We start from the raw sequence: 20,276 nt of genomic DNA, 5'->3' as shown, positions 1-20,276 counted from the left end.
ACAAAAAGTCCTATAAAATTTTAGGAATAAAAGTTGTAACTTCATCTTTGTAATATGTAATAATACAAACAGAAATATGGACATTAAAAAAGAATTCAGAGATTTCTCTACGAAACATTTAGGAAACAACGGTCTGGCTACCGATCAATATATGAATATGTATGGCCCTACGAATCTTACACCGTACATCATGGAGGAAAGAAGGCTGAACGTAGCGCAAATGGATGTTTTCTCCCGTCTGATGATGGACCGGATTATTTTCCTGGGAACAGGGATTGATGATCAGGTGGCCAACATCGTAACGGCGCAGCTTTTATTCCTGGAAAGTGCTGATCCTTCAAAAGATATTCAGATTTATATCAACTCGCCGGGCGGAAGTGTATATGCCGGATTAGGAATATATGACACCATGCAGATTATCAAGCCTGACGTAGCAACAATCTGTACAGGAATTGCTGCTTCTATGGGCGCTGTTCTTCTGGTAGCGGGGGAGAAAGGGAAACGTTCTGCATTGAAGCACTCAAGGGTGATGATCCATCAGCCTTCAGGAGGTGCTCAGGGAGTCGCTTCGGATATGGAGATCAATCTGAGAGAGATGTTGAAACTGAAGAAAGAGCTTTATGAAATTATTTCAGAACATTCAGGACAGACGTACGAATGGGTGGAAAAAGCTTCAGACCGTGATTACTGGATGACTTCCGAAGAGGCGAAAGGTTTCGGAATGGTAGACGAGGTTTTACAAAGAGCAAAAAAATCATAATCAGCATCGGCTGATAGTATAAAAAGCGCACCATTTCCGGTGCGCTTTTTTTATGAATTCAACATCAGTAGAAACCGAAAATGAAGATTAATTATTTTGAATAGGCCGGCATCATAGGGTTGCTGACTACCGAACATCTTCTTACCTCGATTGCGGTAACCGCAGTATTGTTGGTGGTATCGGTATCGGTTATCTGGTTGGACGATACGGTGGATACCATCCTGAAATTACGATTCGTTCCGATCCCTCTTTTATGGTATTTTCCGGTAATGGTGATGATGCCTGACGATTTGGCTGTCAGTCCTACCGTACCGCTGATATTGTTGGAAGTAAATCCTGATATCGGTATATTGGAATTGGTAAATCCCGTTGTTGAAAGGCTGGTTATCGAAAACTTAGCCGGGTCCAGGACATTGTTGTTATCATCCGTTATTTTTCCGTTAAAATCGATGCTGTTAAGGGCCGCATCGGTATCATTACTGACTTCCACTTTAAACGTAAGATTGCTGGTATTGTCATTACAGGTAAAGTAGCTGTCCGAACGGCTGTCCACCCTCAGGTTTCCCGGCGTGGTAAGAATAATATTCCTGATTTCCTGGAAATTAAATCCTCCTCCTGTGGAAGCTGCAAAACCCAGTTTAAGATTGGCCGGGATAGGATACGTTGCCGAACTCAGCGTGTAGGAAAGAACCTGGGTGAAAGTAGTCTGGTTTTCCTTTCTCCATTTGATGGTCACCACATAGTCATTACCCGGTTTGGTAATAATCACCTGAACCCTCCTGTAGAAAATATTGTCTGCAGGCCTGGTCGCCGTAATGGTATTATAATCGATTTCATTGCGTTGGCGGATATCCGCTACGGTTCCGCTCCGGTCACCCAGTGGAGCACTGGCCAGATAAACGTTTGAGCTGGTATAGGTGCTGCTGGTGGGTCCTCTCAATACGAAGGCATTGGGAAGCATTCCTGAAGTCAGTGTACCGGCAGGAGCAGAGCCGTGCCGGTTTTCTCCGTCATTGGCATAGTTTCCGTAAGCATCAAGCCCTACGCCCACGTATCCGCCGGATAATCCGGTGGTTCCGGCCGGGTTGCTGTAGGTAGCATATCCTAATGAACCTCCGTAGCCTCCCAGTTTGAAATTGGCATCCGTTACGGTAGCATCAAAAAGGTAAACGGAAAATCCGTCTGCTCCAAAATAGCTGTCATCAACATTTCGCCAGTCTTTATATTCAAAATCTGCAATCACCCCCAATGTGGTCGGGAATCCCTGAAGAACGTACATAAACCCTTTCTGATTGGTTTTAGCCTCCGTCAGCCTGAGCCATCCTGCTCCGTTAGGATCCACTCCGTTAGCAGCCGTAAGATAAGCATTGTCTCCAACCTTTATTCCGGTCATGTCCCTGGTCGTAAGAGGATTCGTGATGGTAAACTGTCCCGATACCGAAAGCAGAGACAGGGAAAATGCAGCCGTTAACAGTTTCAATGTATACTTGTGAATATTCATTTCTGAGTTTTTACTTTACTACAAATACAATATTCATAAAGCTTGCGTCCGTTGCGTTATTGCTTACGGTGTAATTCATGAATCCATTGGCATCAATTGTTACATTGGTAAACACGTTGGTGTCATAGTATGTAATATAATACTCAAGATCATTTTTGCCGAGCACGGGAATTTTACCCAAAGCACCGGTGCTGGATACCTGCGGAGTATTAAACTGATTGTAATAAAGCTGGTAAAGATCTTTGGTTTTAGCGCCTAAAGTAGTTGTATCAAATAAAATAGAAGGCATATAGAAAAATTTAGGCATTCTAAGGCCTACCCATTTTGAAATGCCGTTATTGTAAAAATAAAATCCCGGCGTGGTAATATTGGAGGTTTTTGAGGTTGAAGTACCCGGTACAGCCGTAACATATACAACCGCAGAGTTCTGATCTGCGCCATAGAGATTATCTTTGGCGGCAAGTTCTGTACCTGTCATCCGTACCGTAAGCAAGCCATCCGGGGTGGTGGCGGCAGCCGATTTACTCAGATCAAGGGTAGATTTTGGCGTGTTTGTGTTAATGCCTACTTGCCCACTAAGGTGTGAGATAACTGACAAACACAGCATCGAAATTATTCTTTTCATATTTTTTTTCGCAAAAATATAAAAATTAATAGCTTTATACTAAAAAAATATAGTATTTTTTATGATTATAATCATACTACACCATAAGGTGATAAATTTAAAGTCTTCCGAATCGCTTCGGCTGTCTAATAAAAAGGTTCATCCAGTACGGTATCAATAGGAGAAAATAATTTCCTCCATTTGGCAACCGTATTCCTGCTCAGTTTAAAATGACTGGCCAGTGCAGTATTGTTCATTCCATGTTTTTTTTGATAGTCCAATATTTGAAGAATGGTATCCTTATCATATGATTTTAATTTCTGATCGCCCTGTATCTTTTCCTGGGCGTTTTTCCCGGTAATGATGGCATTCAGACGGATAACATCAAACAAGTCGATATTTTTTTTCTCTAAAATACTGCGGCAAAGCGTTTCCTTATCAGGATATTTCATCCGGATCATATCCTCGTAAATTTTCCGGTAATCCGGTGCTGTCATTTTCATTAAAGTGTTTTTTTGTCTTTTTTACTGATCCACTTATAAAGTGTAGTTTTCGGAATTCGGTATTCCTGTATGATTTCTGCTTTTGTCTTAATACCGTTATTGATGAGTTCAAGGATAAAGTCAATAATTTCCCGGGTATAGATATTCTTCCGGAATACAGGAAGCTGGGTCTTTGTCTGGATTTCTTCTTTAATATGAAGAGGCGGAGAATAGAGAATGAGATGCTGGGTATAAATTCTGAAAAAATCATAATCGAGAAGTTTACTCCATTTCAGGAGTCTTTCCGTGCTGATTTCTTTGGAGGCATACGTGCTTTGAATTTCTTCTTCGGTACATTTCATAAAATTGCAGATACGGGACAAATCTATCCCGCTTTCAGCTACTCTTTTTTCGATAAAATTTCCTATATGGATGGTTTTGAAATTCATGATTATAATCTGTGAAATCGTAAATAACGATCTGACTGTAAATAAAATAATTGTTAAAAGGAATTCTGTGATGCATCTTCTAAATGGGATGATAAGGTAGCTAAGATAACATGATTTAATAAAATAATATGCTGAACACTGTTGCTGAAAAATCTACTGTGGACTTTCGTAATTCATTATTTATTTTGAAAAAACCACTTTAGATAGATTTACGTAAAGTTTTATTATTACGGTTTTCACGAGATTACCGGGAATAGATTTCAGAAAATTTTATAAATAGCTACCTGCGCATAAACGACAGCCGGGTCAGACAGAAGATTGAAATATATCCACTTTTTTCATCTTTAGGTTTAACAGAATTCTTAGCCCTTACTTCAATAAATCTTTAAAAGAATTCTACTGCAAATATAGAATTAATTTTCAATGATTATATAGATATGGGTAAAATATTGAAAAATAGTAAATTGTAATAAAGTTCTGCTGAATACAATTAAAAAAAATAGTTGGTATTCAGGATAAGCGATTGACTTTTTAAATGTGGTTTTAAACTGCCTCCTGATGAGATAACAAATACTATGTAAGAATTTTACTTTTTTTATATAATAAATTGCAGCTGTGAATTATAAGCTGCAGCTGCAAAAGATTTGATGTTCCCCATAAGCAATAGCGGATCTGGATTTCGTTATTTCTCTTTAATTAAAAATTCATCTATAATTAATAAGATTTTATTAATCCGAAAATGTATGCGAAGTCAACAGCACGGAACGGATGTTCCTGAATTACATCAACCCGCTAAACCAGGCGTGGATCATCAGTCTGGGGAATTACTTTAAGAAAATGTATGCTGCAGGGGGCTTAGGAATGTTTCATTAATAAAAATGTAATACGGCCAGCCTTTATTTAAACTACCCTTAGTATTTTCTTAAACATCAGTTCATATGGCATCATTACTTTCGTGTCACAATAAAAAGACATGAAAAAAATACTGCTTTCTGCAATGATGCTTACCGCTTTAACAGCCTGTAAAGATTTTGAAATGACCGATAACAGCCAGGAAATCAAGTATTCCGAGCTGCCTCAGGAATTTCCTTTCAGCACGCTGGCAACTATTAACGGTGTTGGCGTCATCAACGGAGGTTTCGGGTCCGGTGCAGCGGCGCATCCAACCAGAAAAGGGGAATTTTATGTAATTACGGACCGCGGTCCCAACACGGATTACCTGAACGGGAAAAAATTCCTTGCGCCTTCTTTTACCCCTACCATTATGCATTTCAAAATCAATGCGGCAGGAAATATTGAGGTGATTAGATACATCAAACTTAAAAACCCCTCGGGGCAGCCTATTACAGGACTACCGAATCCTGCCGGAATGGGAAGCACGGGGGAAGTAGCCTATGATGCCAACGGTACGGTGCTGGGAACAGACAATTATGGGATGGACAGTGAAAGTATCGTGGCGGCAGCCGACGGCACGTTCTGGGTATCCGATGAATACGGCCCTCATATTGTACATTACACGGCAGAAGGCGTGGAATTGGAAAGAATCAGCCCAATTGGGGTAAATACAGGAACACGTAAACTGCCGGCTGTTCTTGCCAAAAGAAGAGCGAACAGAGGGATGGAAGGATTGTGCATCACGCCGGACGGAAAAACCCTGGTGGGAACCATCCAGTCGATGATGTATGTACCCAGTAAAAGTCTGGCGACGAATAAAACCTTAACGCGGATCGTTACTTTCGATATTGCCACCGGGCAGACGAAGCAGTTCCTGTATCAGCAGGACGGAGGCGCGTCTGATTCGGTATGCGATATTACGGCATTAAGCAATACAGAATTCCTTGTGATTGAAAGAGACGGAAATTTCGGTTCTCAGGGCGGCATCAAAAAAGTATACCGGATCAATCTTTCCGGTGCTTCCGATGTAAACGGATCCGACCTCAGCGAGGTGGATGGCATGAAGATCAACGGCAAAGCGCTGGAGCAGTGTACCTGGAGCGAAATTTCCGCAGCAGGAATTCAGGCGGTTTCCAAATCCCTTGCGGTAGATCTTGTGTCAGCACTGGGCTATGAACACGATAAATTTGAAGGAATCGTTTATCTTGGAAATAACAGGCTGGCGGTTTTCAATGACGACGATTTCGGCATTGTGGACGACGGGAACGGAAATCCCAAAGCAAAGATTCTTCCTAAAACCGGAAAAGTGGACAAAGGCACAATGTATGTCGTCGATATTAAATAGTTTCAAAATGTTCTGAGTCTCCCGAAGCCGGGAGACTTTTTTTTAACCGTTGTATTGAGATTGAACGAATGTATTTCTACACAATTATACAGATCAGGTACTTTTTAATCATTTAAAATTTAAAATCTTCCTGAATATTCAGAACGGCTGGTCGTTCAATTAGGATAAAGGTTTTTAATTTTATCAATAGCGGCTATCAATTGATTTTACAGATTCGGTAGATTTAAAATGCAGATGGCAAAAATAGGATCAGCTCTTTTTATAACATTAGTTTTGTAGCTGTTTAATACCACATTGTTTATAAATCATCTTTATTTTAAATCCGAAATCTGCATTTGCGCGTATATAGTTTTTACATCAACTGAATTATAATAAGCGCTTTATGTCTTTATCAAAGGATAATTTTCTGCATCTTATTGCTGCTGAAATCGAAGAAACTTATGGGGTCACCATTCCTGAACATACGGAAAAAGAAGAACTTATCTATCTGCTTTCCCGCTCTTTCTTCGGGATTTATCAGAAAAAACTGTACGTGTATTTTATATCAGGCCATGCCGTTGATTACAGGGTACATCATTTTATCTTTAACGGGAAAATAAGGTAATAAAAGCAAAAAACCACCGGATCCGGTGGTTCTGATGTATTTTTATTCCTGTTGTTACGGATTGAAGGCTTCAATAATTTTAGAGAAATCCTCTAATTTCAATGCGGCTCCGCCAATCAGTCCGCCGTCGATATCCGGCTGTGAGAAAATCTCTTTCGCATTGTCCGGTTTTACGGAACCTCCGTAAAGGATGGACACTTCGTTCGCTACTTCCTGACCGTATTTAGCTGCAATCGTACTTCTGATATGAGCGTGGATTTCCTGCGCCTGCTCGGGAGTAGCTGTTTCCCCTGTGCCAATGGCCCAAACCGGTTCGTAAGCAACTACCACTTTTTTGATTTCCTCTGCAGAAAGTGTAAACAAGGCTACTTCCGTCTGGTTTTTTACTACTTCAAAATGTTCGCCCGCCTTTCTCTGTTCCAGCGTTTCGCCGTTACAGTAAACAGGAATTAAGCCTTTGTCCAGCGCCAGCTTTATCTTTCTGTTGCAGTGGGAATCCGTTTCTCCATGATACTGTCTTCTTTCAGAGTGCCCGATCAAAGAACCGGTAGCATCAATGGATTCCAGCATGTCTGCGGAAATTTCCCCGGTATAGGCTCCGCTTTCATGCTCGCTCATGTCCTGGGCAAAAATACCGATTTCATCTTTTTCAAAAATATCCTTTGCCATCATCAGGTACAATGCCGGTGGAGCGATCCATACCTCACAGTTTGGCGCATGGTTGTTTTTATAGCTTAGCAACTGAACCATCAACTGTTGGGCATCAATTACGTTTTTGTTCATTTTCCAGTTTCCTGCTACTATTTTTCTTCTCATAGAATTTATTTTAGAGTTTATACCGTGATATGGTCTGTTAATGTTGTGATTTATCAATATTCCAAAGGTTTTTCAAAAGCGTATAAAAAGTATGCTCTTCATCGGTAACCACATTATCCGCTTTGATCAGGGTCTTGGCAAATTGTATAAAATTATCCCTTTCTTCTTTTGTAGAATCGTCGTAGAAGCATCGGGCATGGAATTCAAAGTGGTCTTTCCATTCTTCCGGCTGCAGCAGGGCAATGGTATCAAGCTCGTTATCGAGATTCATTTTAAAAGGAAATTCGTCCGCTAAATACTGCTGGACCAGCATCCCTTCTTCCGGAGCAAATTCTCCGTCCACAGAGGAAAGGATCATCAACAGATGGTAACCGGCAATCGGCTTGTTGGATTTTTGCATTATGATAATTATATAGTTTAAAGTTTAATGTTCAATGTTTAAGGTTGGTCTTGGAATCAACATTTCGGTGTTGTTTCTTCATTTTTAGTTTTTGGGTGAATGGCCAATTGTTTTAATTCACTACTCACTTTTAAAATTCACTATTCATTTTCTAAACCACCCCGTCAAAAATTTTTTGAATTTTCGACACCCCTCCGGTTTGGAGGGGAATTGCGATTAAGTATATTAACCCAGTTTATTCTCTTTTAATGTGCAGTAAATGAAGTCTCTTTGTCTTACTAAGATCACCCGCAGCTAAAAATTGACCATTCACCTGCGCAGCAAGATTGACTTTCAAAGAAAAATTCACCTTCCATTATTTCAAATAGTCCTTTGCCGGCTGCTTGTCGACGATCTTTCCATTTTCCAGGATCAGGACAAACGGGTTGCTGCGGGCAATGGTCTTGATGGCGGTGCCGTCCATCATCGCATTCTTAATGGTTTTGAAGGTATTCGGAAGGGTGGAAACCCCGTAAACAGCGGTTGCGTTCCGGGTTTTAACCTTCGCTTCAAGCCGTTTCAGCAGTTCCGGGGAAACCGATTGCGGATGGTAAGAGAAGACAAGCACCGCTTTCGGAGCGTTGATGATTTCTTCCGTAAGTTCCTGTCCGTTCGGATCTTCAATCTTAAATTTTACGATCTCCGATTTATAGCCTTCTTTGATCAGGACCGATTCATTTTTTCCTTCTTCAATTTTCCACGGGGAACCTTCTGCCCAGTATTTCGTTTCCTTGATGTAATCGTCCTGGTTTACTTTCACTGTTTCTCCCGTCTTGGCATTCTTCAGGGAATAAAAGGTCTTGTATTCCGAAGGGTTTTTATTGATTTTTGCTTTTTCCGCTTTCAGGTCGGTTCCTATTTTATAATCGCGGAAATCGATAAGCGGTTCATGGACAATCCCGTGCGCGCCGACAAGAATCAGGGCTATGGTAAAGACCCCCAGAAGGATATACTTAAATTTATTCCCGGTTTCTTTTTTAAGGCTGTAGCTGTAGGCATCTTTTTTCTTAAAATCTTTTCCGTACATGATGAATACGATGATCAGGCCGATCAGCAGCACAACATCTTTGATAAAGCTCTGCCAAGGGGTAAACTTAATGGCATCCCCGAAGCATCCGCAATCCGTTACCACATTGTAATAAGCCGAATAGAACGTCAGGAAGCCGAAGAAAACACAAAGCGCGATCAAAGCGGAAAGGGTGAATTTAAGCTTTAATTTAATCAGCAGCATAAAGCCGAGAAGAAGTTCCAGCACCACCACGACAATCGACAGCGGGAGGGCAAATTTTTCAAAAAACGGCATATTAAAAACGGTAGGAGAGAAGTATTCCTCCATCTTAAAGGAAAAACCTACCAGATCCACCGCCTTTACAAAACCGGAAAGGATGAAGATAACGGCGATAACGAAACGTAATAAACCTTTGAGCATAACAGATTGTTTTTTATTCTACGGTGCTTGCTTTTTCAGAAAATTTAATCAGGCAGAAAACGGCATAGTTCAGCATATCGAAATAATTGGCATCCAGGCCTTCCGAAACAATCGTTACGCCCTGATTGTCCTCAATCTGCTTCGTTCTCAGTACTTTTTGATAAATAAGATCGGTAATCGATGAAATGCGCATATCCCTCCAGGCTTCGCCGTAATCATGATTTTTCCGCTCCATCAGCTGTCGTGCTTCCGTTGCATACCGGTCATACAGCTGCATGATTTCTTCCTTGTTTTCATTAAAATCATTGGAAAAGCCTTTTTCAAGCTGGATCAGTCCGATAATTGAATAATTGACGATGGCGATGAATTCATCTTCTTCACTTTCATCCACCATTTTTTTATCGGTCATCTGCAGGGTGCGGATTCTGTTGACTTTGATGTAAATCTGGTCCGTAATCGAACTCGGTCTCAAAACCCTCCATGCTGCTCCGTAATCCTGTAATTTTTTGCTGAATAATTCGCGGCACTGACTGATAATTTTCCCGAACTGTACTGAAGTTTCTGACATAAATTTTCTTAATCTTCCAAATATACGAATTAGGTTTTAGGTAGCGGAAATCAGGGCTCAGTTTTTTAGCCGGATGTTGGATGCGGAAAGCGGAAATCGTATTTTTGCAGCATGCAACATCTTGGATTATCTGTCGAACACCATACTTTAAACTGCAACGGGAAACTCGTGGATTTGTCCGGTCCGAAAATCATGGGAATCCTGAACCTCACTCCGGATTCTTTTTCCGACGGTGGAAAATTCAATAATGAAAATGCTGCTCTTACACAGGCAGAAAAAATGCTGAAAGAAGGGGCGGAAATCATCGATGTCGGGCCTCAGTCGACACGGCCGAATGCTCAATTTCTGACCACCGGTGAAGAAATAAAGAGAATCGGAAATATCATTTCTTTAATCAAAAAAGAATTTCCCGAAGCTTTAGTTTCCCTGGATACCTTTTATTCCGAAACGGTAAATTTCGGATTTAACGAGGGGATCGATCTGATCAACGATATTTCGGGAGGGCAGTACGATCACCAGATGTTTGATGCTGTTGCCGGGACAAAGCTTCCCTACATTCTGATGCATGTAAACCCTTCTTACGAAACCATGCATGACAAAATAAAGGTTGACGACATTACCATTTCCATCAACCGGTATTTCTCTGAAAAAACGGCGGAGCTACTGGCAAAAGGGGTTCGGGATATCATTCTGGATCCGGGATTCGGCTTCGGCAAAACCGTGGATAGCCAGATGAAAATGATTGGTGAGGTGCGGTATTTTGGTTTCGGGAAATTTCCTCTGCTGATCGGGATCTCAAGAAAATCATTCATCTATAAGCCGCTCGGGAAATCCCCGGAAGATATTAACGAAGAAACACAGAGGCTTCACATGAAAGTCCTGCAGCAGGGTGCTAAAATCCTGAGGGTCCACGATGTTGCAGAAGCGAAGAAAACGGTAGAGGGATTCTTGAAAGGATTGTAAATTATGAGTGATAAGTTTTAAATTATAAGTTGTGAGTCGTAAGTTATCAGTTGTAACTTCCCGATATTATAATTAAACATTTTTATTAAAAATCAATGGATTAAACCATCTGTTTGTAACTTTCAATAACTAATAACTAATAACTAATAACTAAAAAACTCTCCATTTCAATTCAAATTCGCCAGCTTATCGGCAAACTGCTTGGAAAATTCAGCGCGGTCTTCTTCCAGCTTTTCAGGATTGGAAGGAAGGATATAGTTGAAGAGAATCTTTTCTTCATGATCCAGGAAGATGATTTCTTTTTCGTTTCCGTCGATCATCCGGGCAAAAATTTCCCACATCGAGGTGTCTTTTAATTTTAATAATTCAAAAAACTGGTCTGCTTTTATTTCTATTTTCTGCATTGTTTGTTATTTTATTTTATCCGGCCTTTAGGTAGGGCAAATCAGATGGGTTTAGAATTCAAGTAATTTTAATTTGAACTGAACGGCAAAGTTCTGCTTAAAGTTGTGGGTGGTATAATAACCGACCCGGTAAAACAATCCCAGGTTGAAGTATGTGGAAAGGAAATTGTTCCATTCCAGACCGACTTCCTGGTAAAGATGGTTCAGCGGGCGGAACCTGAACTGGTGGTATTCTGCTTTTTCCATATCTCCGATGGTTCCGCGCAGGACAAAGTCGAAGCTCGAAATATTCTGGCCGAAACTTTTAAAATACAATGGCAGCTTATGGGTAAAATAATAGGCTACAAAACGGTCGTTGTAATATTTCCCGCCTTCCAGAGTAGCAAAACCGAGGAATGAGGTAAGGTTAAAATTAAAATCCCTTCTCGGCGAGGCCAGTCCGTTCATGGTAAAGTTTTTCCAGATCGGGGCGCCTCCGAAAACCATCCCTCCATACAGTCTGAATCCCGTTGTTCCGAACATGGTTTTAAAATTGTAAACAAAAAGGGCATCGAATCGCGCATACCTTAAGTCTCCGCCAAACATCTTATAGCTCTGCTCATAATTAAAATAAAGTTCCGGGTACTTCTGGTCGATCAGCGATTTTCCCTGCGGAGTCATAATATTGGTAGAGTTGGGGGAATATTTCAGGGTAAACAGGGTGTTGAAATTTTCAAACGAAGAACCTCTTCCCTGAAAAGAATAGTCGAACATGGCTTCTTCCAGGTTCCTGCGTGCCGCGAAAACCAGTGTGAGCCCGTTGGTAACATCATTCAGGTAAGATACGGATGCACCTCTGTAATGGTAATACCGGTCGTTATTCAGGTTATTTCCGTAATTGGCCATACGCATCTTAAAATTCCACAACCTGCGCGAGAATTCACCCGAAGCAGTTACGTCATCATAATATTCCACCCGAAAATAAGAGTCTTTTTCGAGGGTCGTTTTCATATCCAGCCCAATCCTGTACTTCCACTTATCGTCTTTAAAACCATAGGCGAATGTATAATCCGGGGAGAAATAAGGGCTGAAATTTTCGTTAAGCTTGGCTTTCAGGCCGACCCGGAATCCTTCATATAAATTGTAATTGACGATCTCATCCACCGCAAAATCCATCACACCTGCACGGATCTGGCCATTCAGCAGACCGCTTAGAATCTGTGCTTTATTGTCGATGTTGTATCTGCGGCCCAGGCTGTCGATGGTTTTGTAGGTGTTTTTTTCCCGTTCTGTCAGCGGATCGGTACGGTAACGGTCCAGGGTATTTCCGAGTATATTTTTTACGGAAAAGGTATACCCTTTAAAATCCGCGGGGCTGTTATCCGCGGGAGACTGATAATCAAAATACCGGGAAGTCAGAAAAGCATAGGTTCCGAAGGTCTGTCTCTTCTTCCGGTCCGTTTTTTCGTCGGAATGCTGAGGATCTTCTTCTTCAAGCTTCATGTTGCTCATCTTCAGCTTTACGGTTTCATGGGCCAGAAACCATTTGTTATGAAAGAAAATCCAGGTGCTGGTAATAATGCCGTCGTTCTTATTCTTGCTGAAATTTTCGATCTTCTTAACGCCGTAGGTTTCGGTATCCACATAAATGGCACCGTTGTATTTCCGTTTTTTATCCGGCTTTTTAAAATTGACTTCCCTGAAGCGGATAACAAAGTTTTTCCGGCCGTCCATTTCAATGGTGTCCGTAAGGAAAAACCGGTACAGTCCGCGGTTTTCCTGTTTCAGCTGATCGGGAAGCTTGTCCCGGTTGCTTTGCTGGAGGGCAATCATTTCGTAGATCGGCTGCTTCAGCCCGGAAATCCGGTTGTCAAGGATATTGATTTTTTCACCGTATTGTTTGGAGTACAGAAATTCCTGCGCCCTTTCCCAGAGGAAGAGTTTGCTTTTGGAAAATATTTTTCGCGCCGAAATGTTGTTCAGCGAATCTTTTCTGCGTTTTTCCCTGAACATTCCGGTTTCCTCAAAAAATTTGTTATACTGCGAAATGCTGTCTTCGTCGATGTCCAAAGAAATTTTTTCATACGATTTGTAAGAATAGGAATCCAGGGTCTTGGGTGAGTTTTCCCGAAACACCTGGTTGACTTTCTTCAGGATTTCCAATGCTCTCGGATCGCTTTTGTCTTCGATGGTAATGCCTTCAATGGCGGTAACTTTCGATTGTGAGAAACCAAAAATCCAGAATAAAAGACCTAAAAACAATAAAATCCTTTTCATAAAAAAACCTTTCAAAATTAATAATATTTCTCCGCACGGAAAAGTTTTTACCGTCCGGTTTTAGCAGGTTAACAAAATTTTATAGATTAGAAGGAATGTCTTTCACTTACCGTAGCCTGAACTTGTTTTTACGGGAAAAATTAATACAAAGTTTTATCGGAATTTTCAGGTCACAAAAAATCCCGGAATTTCCGGGATTGTTAATGATCGTCAAGTGCGTTTAGAAAATCGATGACTTCCGCCATTTCCTTTTCAGACAGATCCAGCGGAGCATCGGAAAGCGTCTGGTTACCGGCTTTCAGGCCGAGCCCTTTTCCACCGCCTTTATTGTAGAACTGCATGACTTCCTGCAAAGTTTTGTAACCGCCGTTATGCATATAAGGTGCTGTTTTACTGATGTTCCTCAGGGTAGGTGTTTTAAAGGAATGCTGTAAAAAAGCTACCGTTTCGTGGAATTTACCCCGCCCCGAATCTTTGTCTGCTGTCCGGTTGGATGAATTCTCTGCAATCCCCAGGACTTCCTGCTCGGTTTTGGTATAATTCGGCGGAACCGTCCCGTTAAAAAGCGGTAAGAAATGGCAGATGGCGCATTGGGCTTTCCCCATAAATAGGTTAAACCCTTTTTTCTGGCTTTTCGTCATTGCCTTTTTATTCCCTCTCATATATTCGTCAAAATCCGAAGTGAATGACGCAAGGGAGCGGATGTAGCTGGCCAGTACATTCTGCAGCTGCCAGATTTCGGCATTCTTTCCTTTGTAAATATTTGCAAATGCAGTACGGTATTGTGCATTGGCGTTGATCTTCGCGATAATTTTGCTGAGGTCGCCATGCATTTCTTCTTTATTGGTAATCACAGCAGAACTCTGTCCTTCCAGATCATCCTTACGCATATCCCAGAACTGGCCGTGCTGGAAAGCCGAATAGCTCAGCGAAGGCGTATTTCTCTGCAAAGGCGAATCGGTAAGCGACATGGATTTTTCCCGTCCGTCGGTAAATGCCTTTTCTGCGATATGGCAGGTAGCACAGCTCCGGGAATTGTTATCGGATAAGATATTGTCATTAAAAAGCTGTTTACCGAGCTTCACTTTTTCAACAGACATTTCAAACTGTTTTCCGGGAACAAATGCATTGGGATTGAATGCGTTTTTGGAGTAGAAGGTCCTGGCCTTTTTGTTGAGCGCCGAAGTAACTTCGATAGCCGGAATATCCTCCTGTTTCTGAAAATCGATCATCAGCGAAGTAATGGTATTCAGGTGATCGGGGATAAAATTGATATAGTCGAATGTATTTTTATCCGTGTTCTTTTTCAGGTAAGCGGCGGAAGCATCAATTTCCGTATTGATTTCAGGCAGTGCTTTTTCTTTTGATTTTTCCGTGGCAATCTGTTGAAGAGTAGTCTTTACAGCATTTAAGGCGTAAGGGATTTCCTTTAAAAAAGTGGCTGAAACCGGAGTATCGAATCCTGCAATTCCCAGGCTGGAAATCCTGAACACTTCCTGTCTCAGGGCATCAAATACCTGGTCTTTGGAAATGGTGATGGCCTGGAAGTTTACTTTAATGGCATTGCTTTTATTGATAAGGTTTTTAAGCATACGGATCACTTCCTCTTTATTGGCCGGATCATAAGGATAGAGCAGTTCTTCCAGGACCTGTAGTCCTTCAGGTTCAATTTCCGTATGTTCCTGCATTTCGATTTCAGGAAGGGCAGGCCCGTTAATGAAGCGTGCGGTCTGCGGAAGGAAATATTCGACCGCCCATTCCATTTTTTTATAGGTTGTCCTGAGTTCTTCAAATTTTCTCTGAAGCGATGCCTGGTCCTGAGTTCCGGATATCATTTCCATCAGCTGGTTGGTCCGGCTCAGAAAGTCATTATTGTTTCTGAAAAGCTCTCTTTTCACTTCGGAAAGGTCATCCTGAAGCGGCTGCTGATTCTGCGTACACTGCAAAGTCCCGAATACGATAAAAATGATGAAAAGAAAAACAGCGAAAGGATATTTAAGAATGATTTTCATAGGATATGAAAAAGTATCAGCAGAATTTCTCCTACTGATACCTGTTAAGAATGATAGTAATTTTATTTTTGAACGTTTCTGATGATCAGGGTCTGTCCGCCTTCTTTGTTGGTATTTACCCCGGCCCCGTCTGCATTGGCAAAAGCATCTTTCTGCCAGGTATGGGAATGGATGTTTACCGCAAAAGTATTGGGAACACCGATGATGTCTGAAATATCAATCATCGCACCGTATTCCCATGATCCCCATTTCGTCAGCTGTCCCGACTGGTTGTAGGCGGTCTGCCATGCAGCGTCGTTTCTGTTGTGCTTCATATTCAGCCATGGCTTGTACTGCTTGGTGCTGATGTTCAGCTGCCAGATATAAGAATCGTGCGTGGCAGCAGGGTAGTATGAATCCCCGTCTTCCTGGATATATACATAATTCTCCGTTACACAAAGGTTATCCGGATTGATCAGGTTGCTTCCCGGGTTTGAATCTCCTTCAGCTACTACTTCAAGTTTTCCGGTAAGCATATTGTTTTCGTTCAGGACAAGTTTGTACACCCTTCCCCACATTGTCAGTCCGGCTTTCGGATTTACCCCGTCTGAAGATTCTCCTGTAGCGGTAAAGTAGATTTCTCTTCCTTTTCCGGCTCCTTTCCGGTAATCCACATCTTCAACCCTTGAAAAACGGATCGCGTTGTTATCGATATTTTTCTGATTGATCTGTGCTCCGGTAAGGTTCTTGGCGTTGGAGATTTCCACAAATTCCACATCGTACTGGCTTCCTTTTGTCATGTTCGTCTCCGTGTAATTGTTGTTGGTTCTCTTCAAAGCGTATAATTTACCGTTGTTCAGATCACCCTGGGTATCGGAGACATACATGATCAGCTGTCCTGCCGACTGGTGGGAAGAGCTGAAAGACTGGTCTTCACCGATCATAATATAGGTTTTCCCGTTGGAAATATCTTTAGGAAGCGGAACGGCATTTTCCATTGAAGCTTTTCCTAATGCCGGCTTTACCCTGGATTGGTCTGCAGCCTGAGCAGCGGCTGCAAGCGGGTTAATCGCATGTACCATACTTTCTTCTCCGGATTCCCCGGCTGTAAGGAAAGCACTGAACCCATGCTCTGCAACCGTAGCCAATGTTGCGGAACATAGTCTGGTCATTCCTCCGATGCCGTTCAGGATGTATTCCCCTTTTACCGGTTTGAAAGTTTTATCTAAATAGACTCTGGAGACTGATTTGGTAATTTCATGGTTGGTGATCATCAGATATCCGTCTGAATTGGGATCTTTCATGATACCCATTCCGTCCGGCTGTCCTGCAAACACGAAGTTCGGACTTCCGGCAAGCACATCAGAGCTGGAAATTAAAGTGGTGATGTTCAGGTTTTCAAAACCGCTCATGCCATAGGCAAAAGCAGATTCTTTAGAGTAGTTCTCGATTTTAATGTTCTGGTTTACCGGATTTTCATTAGGATCAGTTGTTTCATCACTACAGTTCTGGAAAAGTGCCGCTGCTAAAAACAGCACGCCCATCGTTTTTTGGATTTTCATAATTGCTTTATTTCGATGCTGCAAAGCTAGTGTTCTGGTATTAATTGGATTTTAATAGCTGTGGCAGGGAAATTAAATTTTCCTTATGAAAAGCAACGGAATGTTACGGGAGTTTCAATAATTAGAATGAATCAAAATAATACAGGTAATCTGCAGCAGATCTTTCCAAGTGAATCTCTGATACTATGTTAGATCCTTAAGGGATGAATAGGCTTAGTAATATTCTTCCAGGAAAGTATAAAAGCTAGTAATATGCGCAAACAGCCATGAAATCTGTGAAAAATAAAAGAGCGGACCAAAAGTCCGCTCCATCGAAACAATAATGATCATCATTAAAGGATACTGTTAGTTCAGTAAATTGAATTTAACCTTAATCCCGAAATTATCTTTAAATTCTGAAGTCTGATAATAGCCTAACCGGTAGGAAAAGCCTACACTGTATCGGCTTCCTAAAAAGCCGTTCCAAATTACTCCGGCTTCCTGATAGTAATGATCCAAAACCTGGAACATGAATTGATGGTCTCCCCGGTTTTTCATATTTCCGACGGCCGCCTGGTATTCAAGCTCAATGTTCGAATATCTTTTTCCTAAAGTCTTGAACCTGAAGGGAAGATATTGTGACACTTTAAAGGCAACGAATTTATCGGCAAAGAAAGTTCCGGCCGGCATGGTGGCAAATCCCAGATTGGAAGGCGTGCTGACGGCGGATGTCCATTTCTCCAGAGTCAGGTCCCTTTGTCCGGCAAGTTCAAAGTTTTTCCAGATCGGCGCATTTCCGGAAGAAAGGCCTCCGAAAAGCTTGATGTTGGTAAAGCCCAGTTTTGACCTGAATTGATGAATGATTAAAGCATCCAGCCGGTGATAATCCAGGTTTCCCCCCAAGGTTCTGAAACCCTGTTCATAATTCATAAATATTTGAGGATAGCCTTTTTCGTAGGTGTATTTTCCGGTTGGCGTCATGATGTTTTTATCATTCGGAGAGAATTTCAGGGAAAGGACCGCGCTGGCATTGTCGAAGGCATTTCCGAGGTCTTTGTACTGATAATCGAAACGGGCCTGCTGTTTTTCTTTATTCAGTGCGATTTTTATGCTCAACGAATTCGAAATATCATACAGGAAGGAAGTACCCCATTTCTGATTTCTATAGAAAGTAGCATTGTGAAGGTCTAGGTTGAGGTCCGGAATTTTCATCATCATATCCCACATCGCATTGCTGAACCTTCCTGCCGCAAAAATATCTTCGATGTATTCAACCCGGAACACCGAAGTTCTTTTCTGCGATAATCTGACATCCAGACCCAGACCGTATTTCCACCGGTGATCTTTAAAGCCGTATCCGAAATATCCGTCCGGTGAAAAGGTTTTGCTGAATTTTTCATTCAATTTGATTCCCATTCCTAATCTCACACCTTGGTACTGATCGTATGTGAAAAGCTTGGTGATATCGAAATCAATGATTTTATACCGCAGGTTCCCCCGCATCAGCTGGGTTAAGGTATTGAGTTTTTTTTCAAAATCGTACTTCTGTACAAAGCTGTCGATTTTGGTGTAGGTGGCACTTTCCCTCGCCGTCAGGCTATCGGTCCGGTATTGATCCAGAAGGCTGCCGTCAGAATTCTTCACTTCCAGCGAGTATCCTTTAAAGTCGGACGCTTTCTGTTCTTTATTCAGCTCAAAATCGAAAAAGCGGTTTTTTACATACAGGTAATTGCCAAAGCTTTTCTGGTTGTATTTTTCTTTCTGGCCCGGTTTCAGGCTGTCTTTTTTGGAGATGTCAAAACTCTGGTCTCCCATCTTTACCCTCATGTCTTCGTAATCCAGGAACCATTTTCCGCCGATGGGCTTCCAGACGGAGACGATTTCGCCTTCACTTTTCTTCTTGCTGCTGCTTTCAAACTTTTTTAAGGCGTAGGTTTCAGAATCTACATAGATTTTCCCGTTGAATTTTCTTGGGTTTTGCTTCTTTTTGTCAGTAATTTCCTTGAATTTGATCACATAGGTTTTTCTTCCGTCAAGCTGCAGGGTATCGGAGAGATAAAAGTTGAACAGTTTCCTGTTTTCGGGCCTCAGCTGTCTCGGGATCCGGTCGAGGTTGGAAATATTGATCGCCAGGGCTTCATAGATCGGATTTTTGAAACCCGACATCCGGTTGTCGATGATATTGGTTTTTTCGCCGAAGCTTTTGGAATATTTGTATTCGGCCGCTTTTTCCCAGAGAAACATCTGGCCTTCCGCTGAAGCCTGGATAAAATCTTCCGCCGTCAGAGAATCCTTTTCATCTTTTTTGGTCTGCTTCACTTCCTTTTTATCCACTTTTGAAAGTGAATCTTTTCTAACCGCCAGAAAGTTTTTATAAATATCTACTGAGTCTTTATCAACATCGATCGAAAATTTAGTGTAGGATTTAAAATTGTAGGAATCCAGGGACTTGGGCGAGTTTTCTTTGGCTCTTTTGTTCACTTCATCCAGAATTCTCAGGGCCTTCGGGTCGCTTTTATCCTGAATAACCACTTTGTCGATGGTGCCCATTTTTTCAGATAAAGGCTGCATCGTCACTTCCATTGATTTCTTTACGTCGGCGGTCACATCCTGAAAATTACTGGCCAGGATTTCCACCTTTTTACATTTTGTTTTAAAGGATAAAATACCGTTAAGATCGGTTTTTCCGAGAAGTTCATCTTCACAATATACCGCTGCATCATAAATAGGCTTTTTGTCTGTTCTGCTGGAAACTTTCAACTGGCCTTGCCCGAAAAATAATATGGTAAAAAATAAAAATAAGGAAGTTAAGAATTTTGTCATTAGTTTGCTTTATAGAGAAGACAAAACTATTGATAAGAAGGTTACAAAACCACTGCGAAAAATATAATTTTTTGTTAAAAATAATGAAATAAAATTGTCAGGAAACCTTATAATAATTAAAGTTCAGAAAAGCTTTCGGCACTATGACTTTAGAGGAAATAGCAAAATTTAAGGCTGCCTAATTCTTTAGACAGCCTGTTTTAATTCATTTTTAGCAGGATAAAGATATCCTGTTTTCGTATAACCTACCTGTTTTTAAGCTCTGCTGCTTCCGTTTCCTCTTGCTGCCAAAGCAACGATAAGAATAAGGATCAGTGCTACTGCAACCCATAAAATAGGATTGGACATCAAACCATCTGAACTGCCCCCTTTATCCATATCGACATCTACCTTTAAATCTGCTGCTT

17 protein-coding genes are annotated in these 20,276 nt (G+C 41.5%); 4 read left to right on the top strand and 13 right to left on the bottom strand.

Annotation, left to right across the window (positions count from 1 at the left end):
• Positions 1-76 precede the first annotated feature (76 nt).
• Positions 77-760 carry an ATP-dependent Clp endopeptidase proteolytic subunit ClpP gene (gene clpP / locus FY557_RS08170; RefSeq protein WP_149246773.1) on the top strand — a complete coding sequence of 228 codons (684 nt, stop codon included), beginning with the start codon at positions 77-79 and terminating at the stop codon, positions 758-760.
• Positions 761-851: 91 nt separating this feature from the next.
• Here clpP and FY557_RS08165 read toward each other — a convergent pair whose 3' ends face one another.
• The 4 genes from FY557_RS08165 to FY557_RS08150 all read right to left on the bottom strand — a co-directional run bounded on the left by FY557_RS08165 (position 852) and on the right by FY557_RS08150 (position 3,796).
• Positions 852-2,261, bottom strand: a complete 1,410-nt coding sequence (locus FY557_RS08165; RefSeq protein WP_149246772.1) for a hypothetical protein — start codon at positions 2,259-2,261, stop codon at positions 852-854.
• A 10-nt stretch (positions 2,262-2,271) separates the two neighbouring features.
• Positions 2,272-2,886 carry a hypothetical protein gene (locus FY557_RS08160; protein ID WP_149246771.1) on the bottom strand — a complete coding sequence of 205 codons (615 nt, stop codon included), beginning with the start codon at positions 2,884-2,886 and terminating at the stop codon, positions 2,272-2,274.
• 125 nt (positions 2,887-3,011) lie between these two features.
• A complete protein-coding gene (locus tag FY557_RS08155) occupies positions 3,012-3,368 on the bottom strand; it encodes a helix-turn-helix domain-containing protein (RefSeq protein ID WP_228451731.1) in 357 nt (118 codons plus the stop codon).
• Positions 3,368-3,796: a transposase gene (locus FY557_RS08150; RefSeq protein ID WP_149246770.1), complete on the bottom strand. Its 429-nt coding sequence runs from the start codon at positions 3,794-3,796 to the stop codon at positions 3,368-3,370. Before FY557_RS08150 ends, FY557_RS08155 begins: the two co-directional genes overlap by 1 nt.
• 973 nt (positions 3,797-4,769) lie before the next feature.
• On the opposite strand from FY557_RS08150, the gene FY557_RS08145 reads away from it, so the two are divergent.
• Entirely contained in the window at positions 4,770-6,035 is a 1,266-nt protein-coding gene (locus FY557_RS08145; RefSeq protein ID WP_149246769.1) for an esterase-like activity of phytase family protein, read from the top strand.
• Between the two features lie 382 nt (positions 6,036-6,417).
• Positions 6,418-6,639 carry a hypothetical protein gene (locus FY557_RS08140; RefSeq protein ID WP_149246768.1) on the top strand — a complete coding sequence of 74 codons (222 nt, stop codon included), beginning with the start codon at positions 6,418-6,420 and terminating at the stop codon, positions 6,637-6,639.
• Between the two features lie 54 nt (positions 6,640-6,693).
• Here FY557_RS08140 and tpiA read toward each other — a convergent pair whose 3' ends face one another.
• From tpiA to FY557_RS08120, 4 genes are all read right to left on the bottom strand, one after another.
• Complete coding sequence (tpiA, locus tag FY557_RS08135; RefSeq protein ID WP_149246767.1) at positions 6,694-7,455, bottom strand: triose-phosphate isomerase; 762 nt, start codon at positions 7,453-7,455, stop codon at positions 6,694-6,696.
• A gap of 37 nt (positions 7,456-7,492) precedes the next feature.
• Complete coding sequence (locus tag FY557_RS08130) at positions 7,493-7,855, bottom strand: TerB family tellurite resistance protein (RefSeq protein WP_149246766.1); 363 nt, start codon at positions 7,853-7,855, stop codon at positions 7,493-7,495.
• Positions 7,856-8,210: 355 nt separating this feature from the next.
• Positions 8,211-9,323: a BT_3928 family protein gene (locus FY557_RS08125; protein ID WP_149246765.1), complete on the bottom strand. Its 1,113-nt coding sequence runs from the start codon at positions 9,321-9,323 to the stop codon at positions 8,211-8,213.
• A gap of 13 nt (positions 9,324-9,336) precedes the next feature.
• Positions 9,337-9,891 (bottom strand): DUF1599 domain-containing protein, encoded by a 555-nt coding sequence (locus tag FY557_RS08120; RefSeq protein WP_149246764.1) that lies wholly within the window; start codon positions 9,889-9,891, stop codon positions 9,337-9,339.
• A gap of 111 nt (positions 9,892-10,002) precedes the next feature.
• On the opposite strand from FY557_RS08120, the gene folP reads away from it, so the two are divergent.
• Positions 10,003-10,854 (top strand): dihydropteroate synthase, encoded by an 852-nt coding sequence (gene folP / locus FY557_RS08115; RefSeq protein WP_149246763.1) that lies wholly within the window; start codon positions 10,003-10,005, stop codon positions 10,852-10,854.
• Between the two features lie 167 nt (positions 10,855-11,021).
• On the opposite strand, the gene FY557_RS08110 is transcribed toward folP, so the two are convergent.
• From FY557_RS08110 to FY557_RS08090, 5 genes are all read right to left on the bottom strand, one after another.
• Positions 11,022-11,258, bottom strand: coding sequence for a hypothetical protein (locus FY557_RS08110; protein ID WP_149246762.1), 237 nt, complete (start codon positions 11,256-11,258; stop codon positions 11,022-11,024).
• 51 nt (positions 11,259-11,309) lie between these two features.
• Positions 11,310-13,514: a hypothetical protein gene (locus tag FY557_RS08105; RefSeq protein ID WP_228451730.1), complete on the bottom strand. Its 2,205-nt coding sequence runs from the start codon at positions 13,512-13,514 to the stop codon at positions 11,310-11,312.
• Positions 13,515-13,714: 200 nt separating this feature from the next.
• Entirely contained in the window at positions 13,715-15,526 is a 1,812-nt protein-coding gene (locus FY557_RS08100; RefSeq protein WP_149246761.1) for a cytochrome-c peroxidase, read from the bottom strand.
• 62 nt (positions 15,527-15,588) lie between these two features.
• On the bottom strand, positions 15,589-17,067 hold the full coding sequence (locus tag FY557_RS08095) for a hypothetical protein (RefSeq protein WP_149246760.1): 1,479 nt from the start codon (positions 17,065-17,067) through the stop codon (positions 15,589-15,591).
• A 345-nt stretch (positions 17,068-17,412) separates the two neighbouring features.
• Positions 17,413-19,869: a DUF5686 family protein gene (locus tag FY557_RS08090; protein ID WP_149246759.1), complete on the bottom strand. Its 2,457-nt coding sequence runs from the start codon at positions 19,867-19,869 to the stop codon at positions 17,413-17,415.
• Positions 19,870-20,276: the final 407 nt, after the last annotated feature.

This window comes from Chryseobacterium sp. SN22 (genome assembly GCF_008329705.1).
Lineage (GTDB): Bacteria > Bacteroidota > Bacteroidia > Flavobacteriales > Weeksellaceae > Chryseobacterium.
This window is presented reverse-complemented; position numbering and strand designations above follow the sequence as displayed.

Bases quoted from the DNA above. Each gene is read 5' to 3' on its own strand.
- clpP (WP_149246773.1), top strand. From the start codon at position 77: ATGGACATTAAAAAAGAATTCAGAGATTTCTCTACGAAACATTTAGGA.
- FY557_RS08165 (WP_149246772.1), bottom strand. From the start codon at position 2,261: ATGAATATTCACAAGTATACATTGAAACTGTTAACGGCTGCATTTTCC.
- FY557_RS08160 (WP_149246771.1), bottom strand. From the start codon at position 2,886: ATGAAAAGAATAATTTCGATGCTGTGTTTGTCAGTTATCTCACACCTT.
- FY557_RS08155 (WP_228451731.1), bottom strand. From the start codon at position 3,368: ATGAAAATGACAGCACCGGATTACCGGAAAATTTACGAGGATATGATC.
- FY557_RS08150 (WP_149246770.1), bottom strand. From the start codon at position 3,796: ATGAATTTCAAAACCATCCATATAGGAAATTTTATCGAAAAAAGAGTA.
- FY557_RS08145 (WP_149246769.1), top strand. From the start codon at position 4,770: ATGAAAAAAATACTGCTTTCTGCAATGATGCTTACCGCTTTAACAGCC.
- FY557_RS08140 (WP_149246768.1), top strand. From the start codon at position 6,418: ATGTCTTTATCAAAGGATAATTTTCTGCATCTTATTGCTGCTGAAATC.
- tpiA (WP_149246767.1), bottom strand. From the start codon at position 7,455: ATGAGAAGAAAAATAGTAGCAGGAAACTGGAAAATGAACAAAAACGTA.
- FY557_RS08130 (WP_149246766.1), bottom strand. From the start codon at position 7,855: ATGCAAAAATCCAACAAGCCGATTGCCGGTTACCATCTGTTGATGATC.
- FY557_RS08125 (WP_149246765.1), bottom strand. From the start codon at position 9,323: ATGCTCAAAGGTTTATTACGTTTCGTTATCGCCGTTATCTTCATCCTT.
- FY557_RS08120 (WP_149246764.1), bottom strand. From the start codon at position 9,891: ATGTCAGAAACTTCAGTACAGTTCGGGAAAATTATCAGTCAGTGCCGC.
- folP (WP_149246763.1), top strand. From the start codon at position 10,003: ATGCAACATCTTGGATTATCTGTCGAACACCATACTTTAAACTGCAAC.
- FY557_RS08110 (WP_149246762.1), bottom strand. From the start codon at position 11,258: ATGCAGAAAATAGAAATAAAAGCAGACCAGTTTTTTGAATTATTAAAA.
- FY557_RS08105 (WP_228451730.1), bottom strand. From the start codon at position 13,514: ATGAAAAGGATTTTATTGTTTTTAGGTCTTTTATTCTGGATTTTTGGT.
- FY557_RS08100 (WP_149246761.1), bottom strand. From the start codon at position 15,526: ATGAAAATCATTCTTAAATATCCTTTCGCTGTTTTTCTTTTCATCATT.
- FY557_RS08095 (WP_149246760.1), bottom strand. From the start codon at position 17,067: ATGAAAATCCAAAAAACGATGGGCGTGCTGTTTTTAGCAGCGGCACTT.
- FY557_RS08090 (WP_149246759.1), bottom strand. From the start codon at position 19,869: ATGACAAAATTCTTAACTTCCTTATTTTTATTTTTTACCATATTATTT.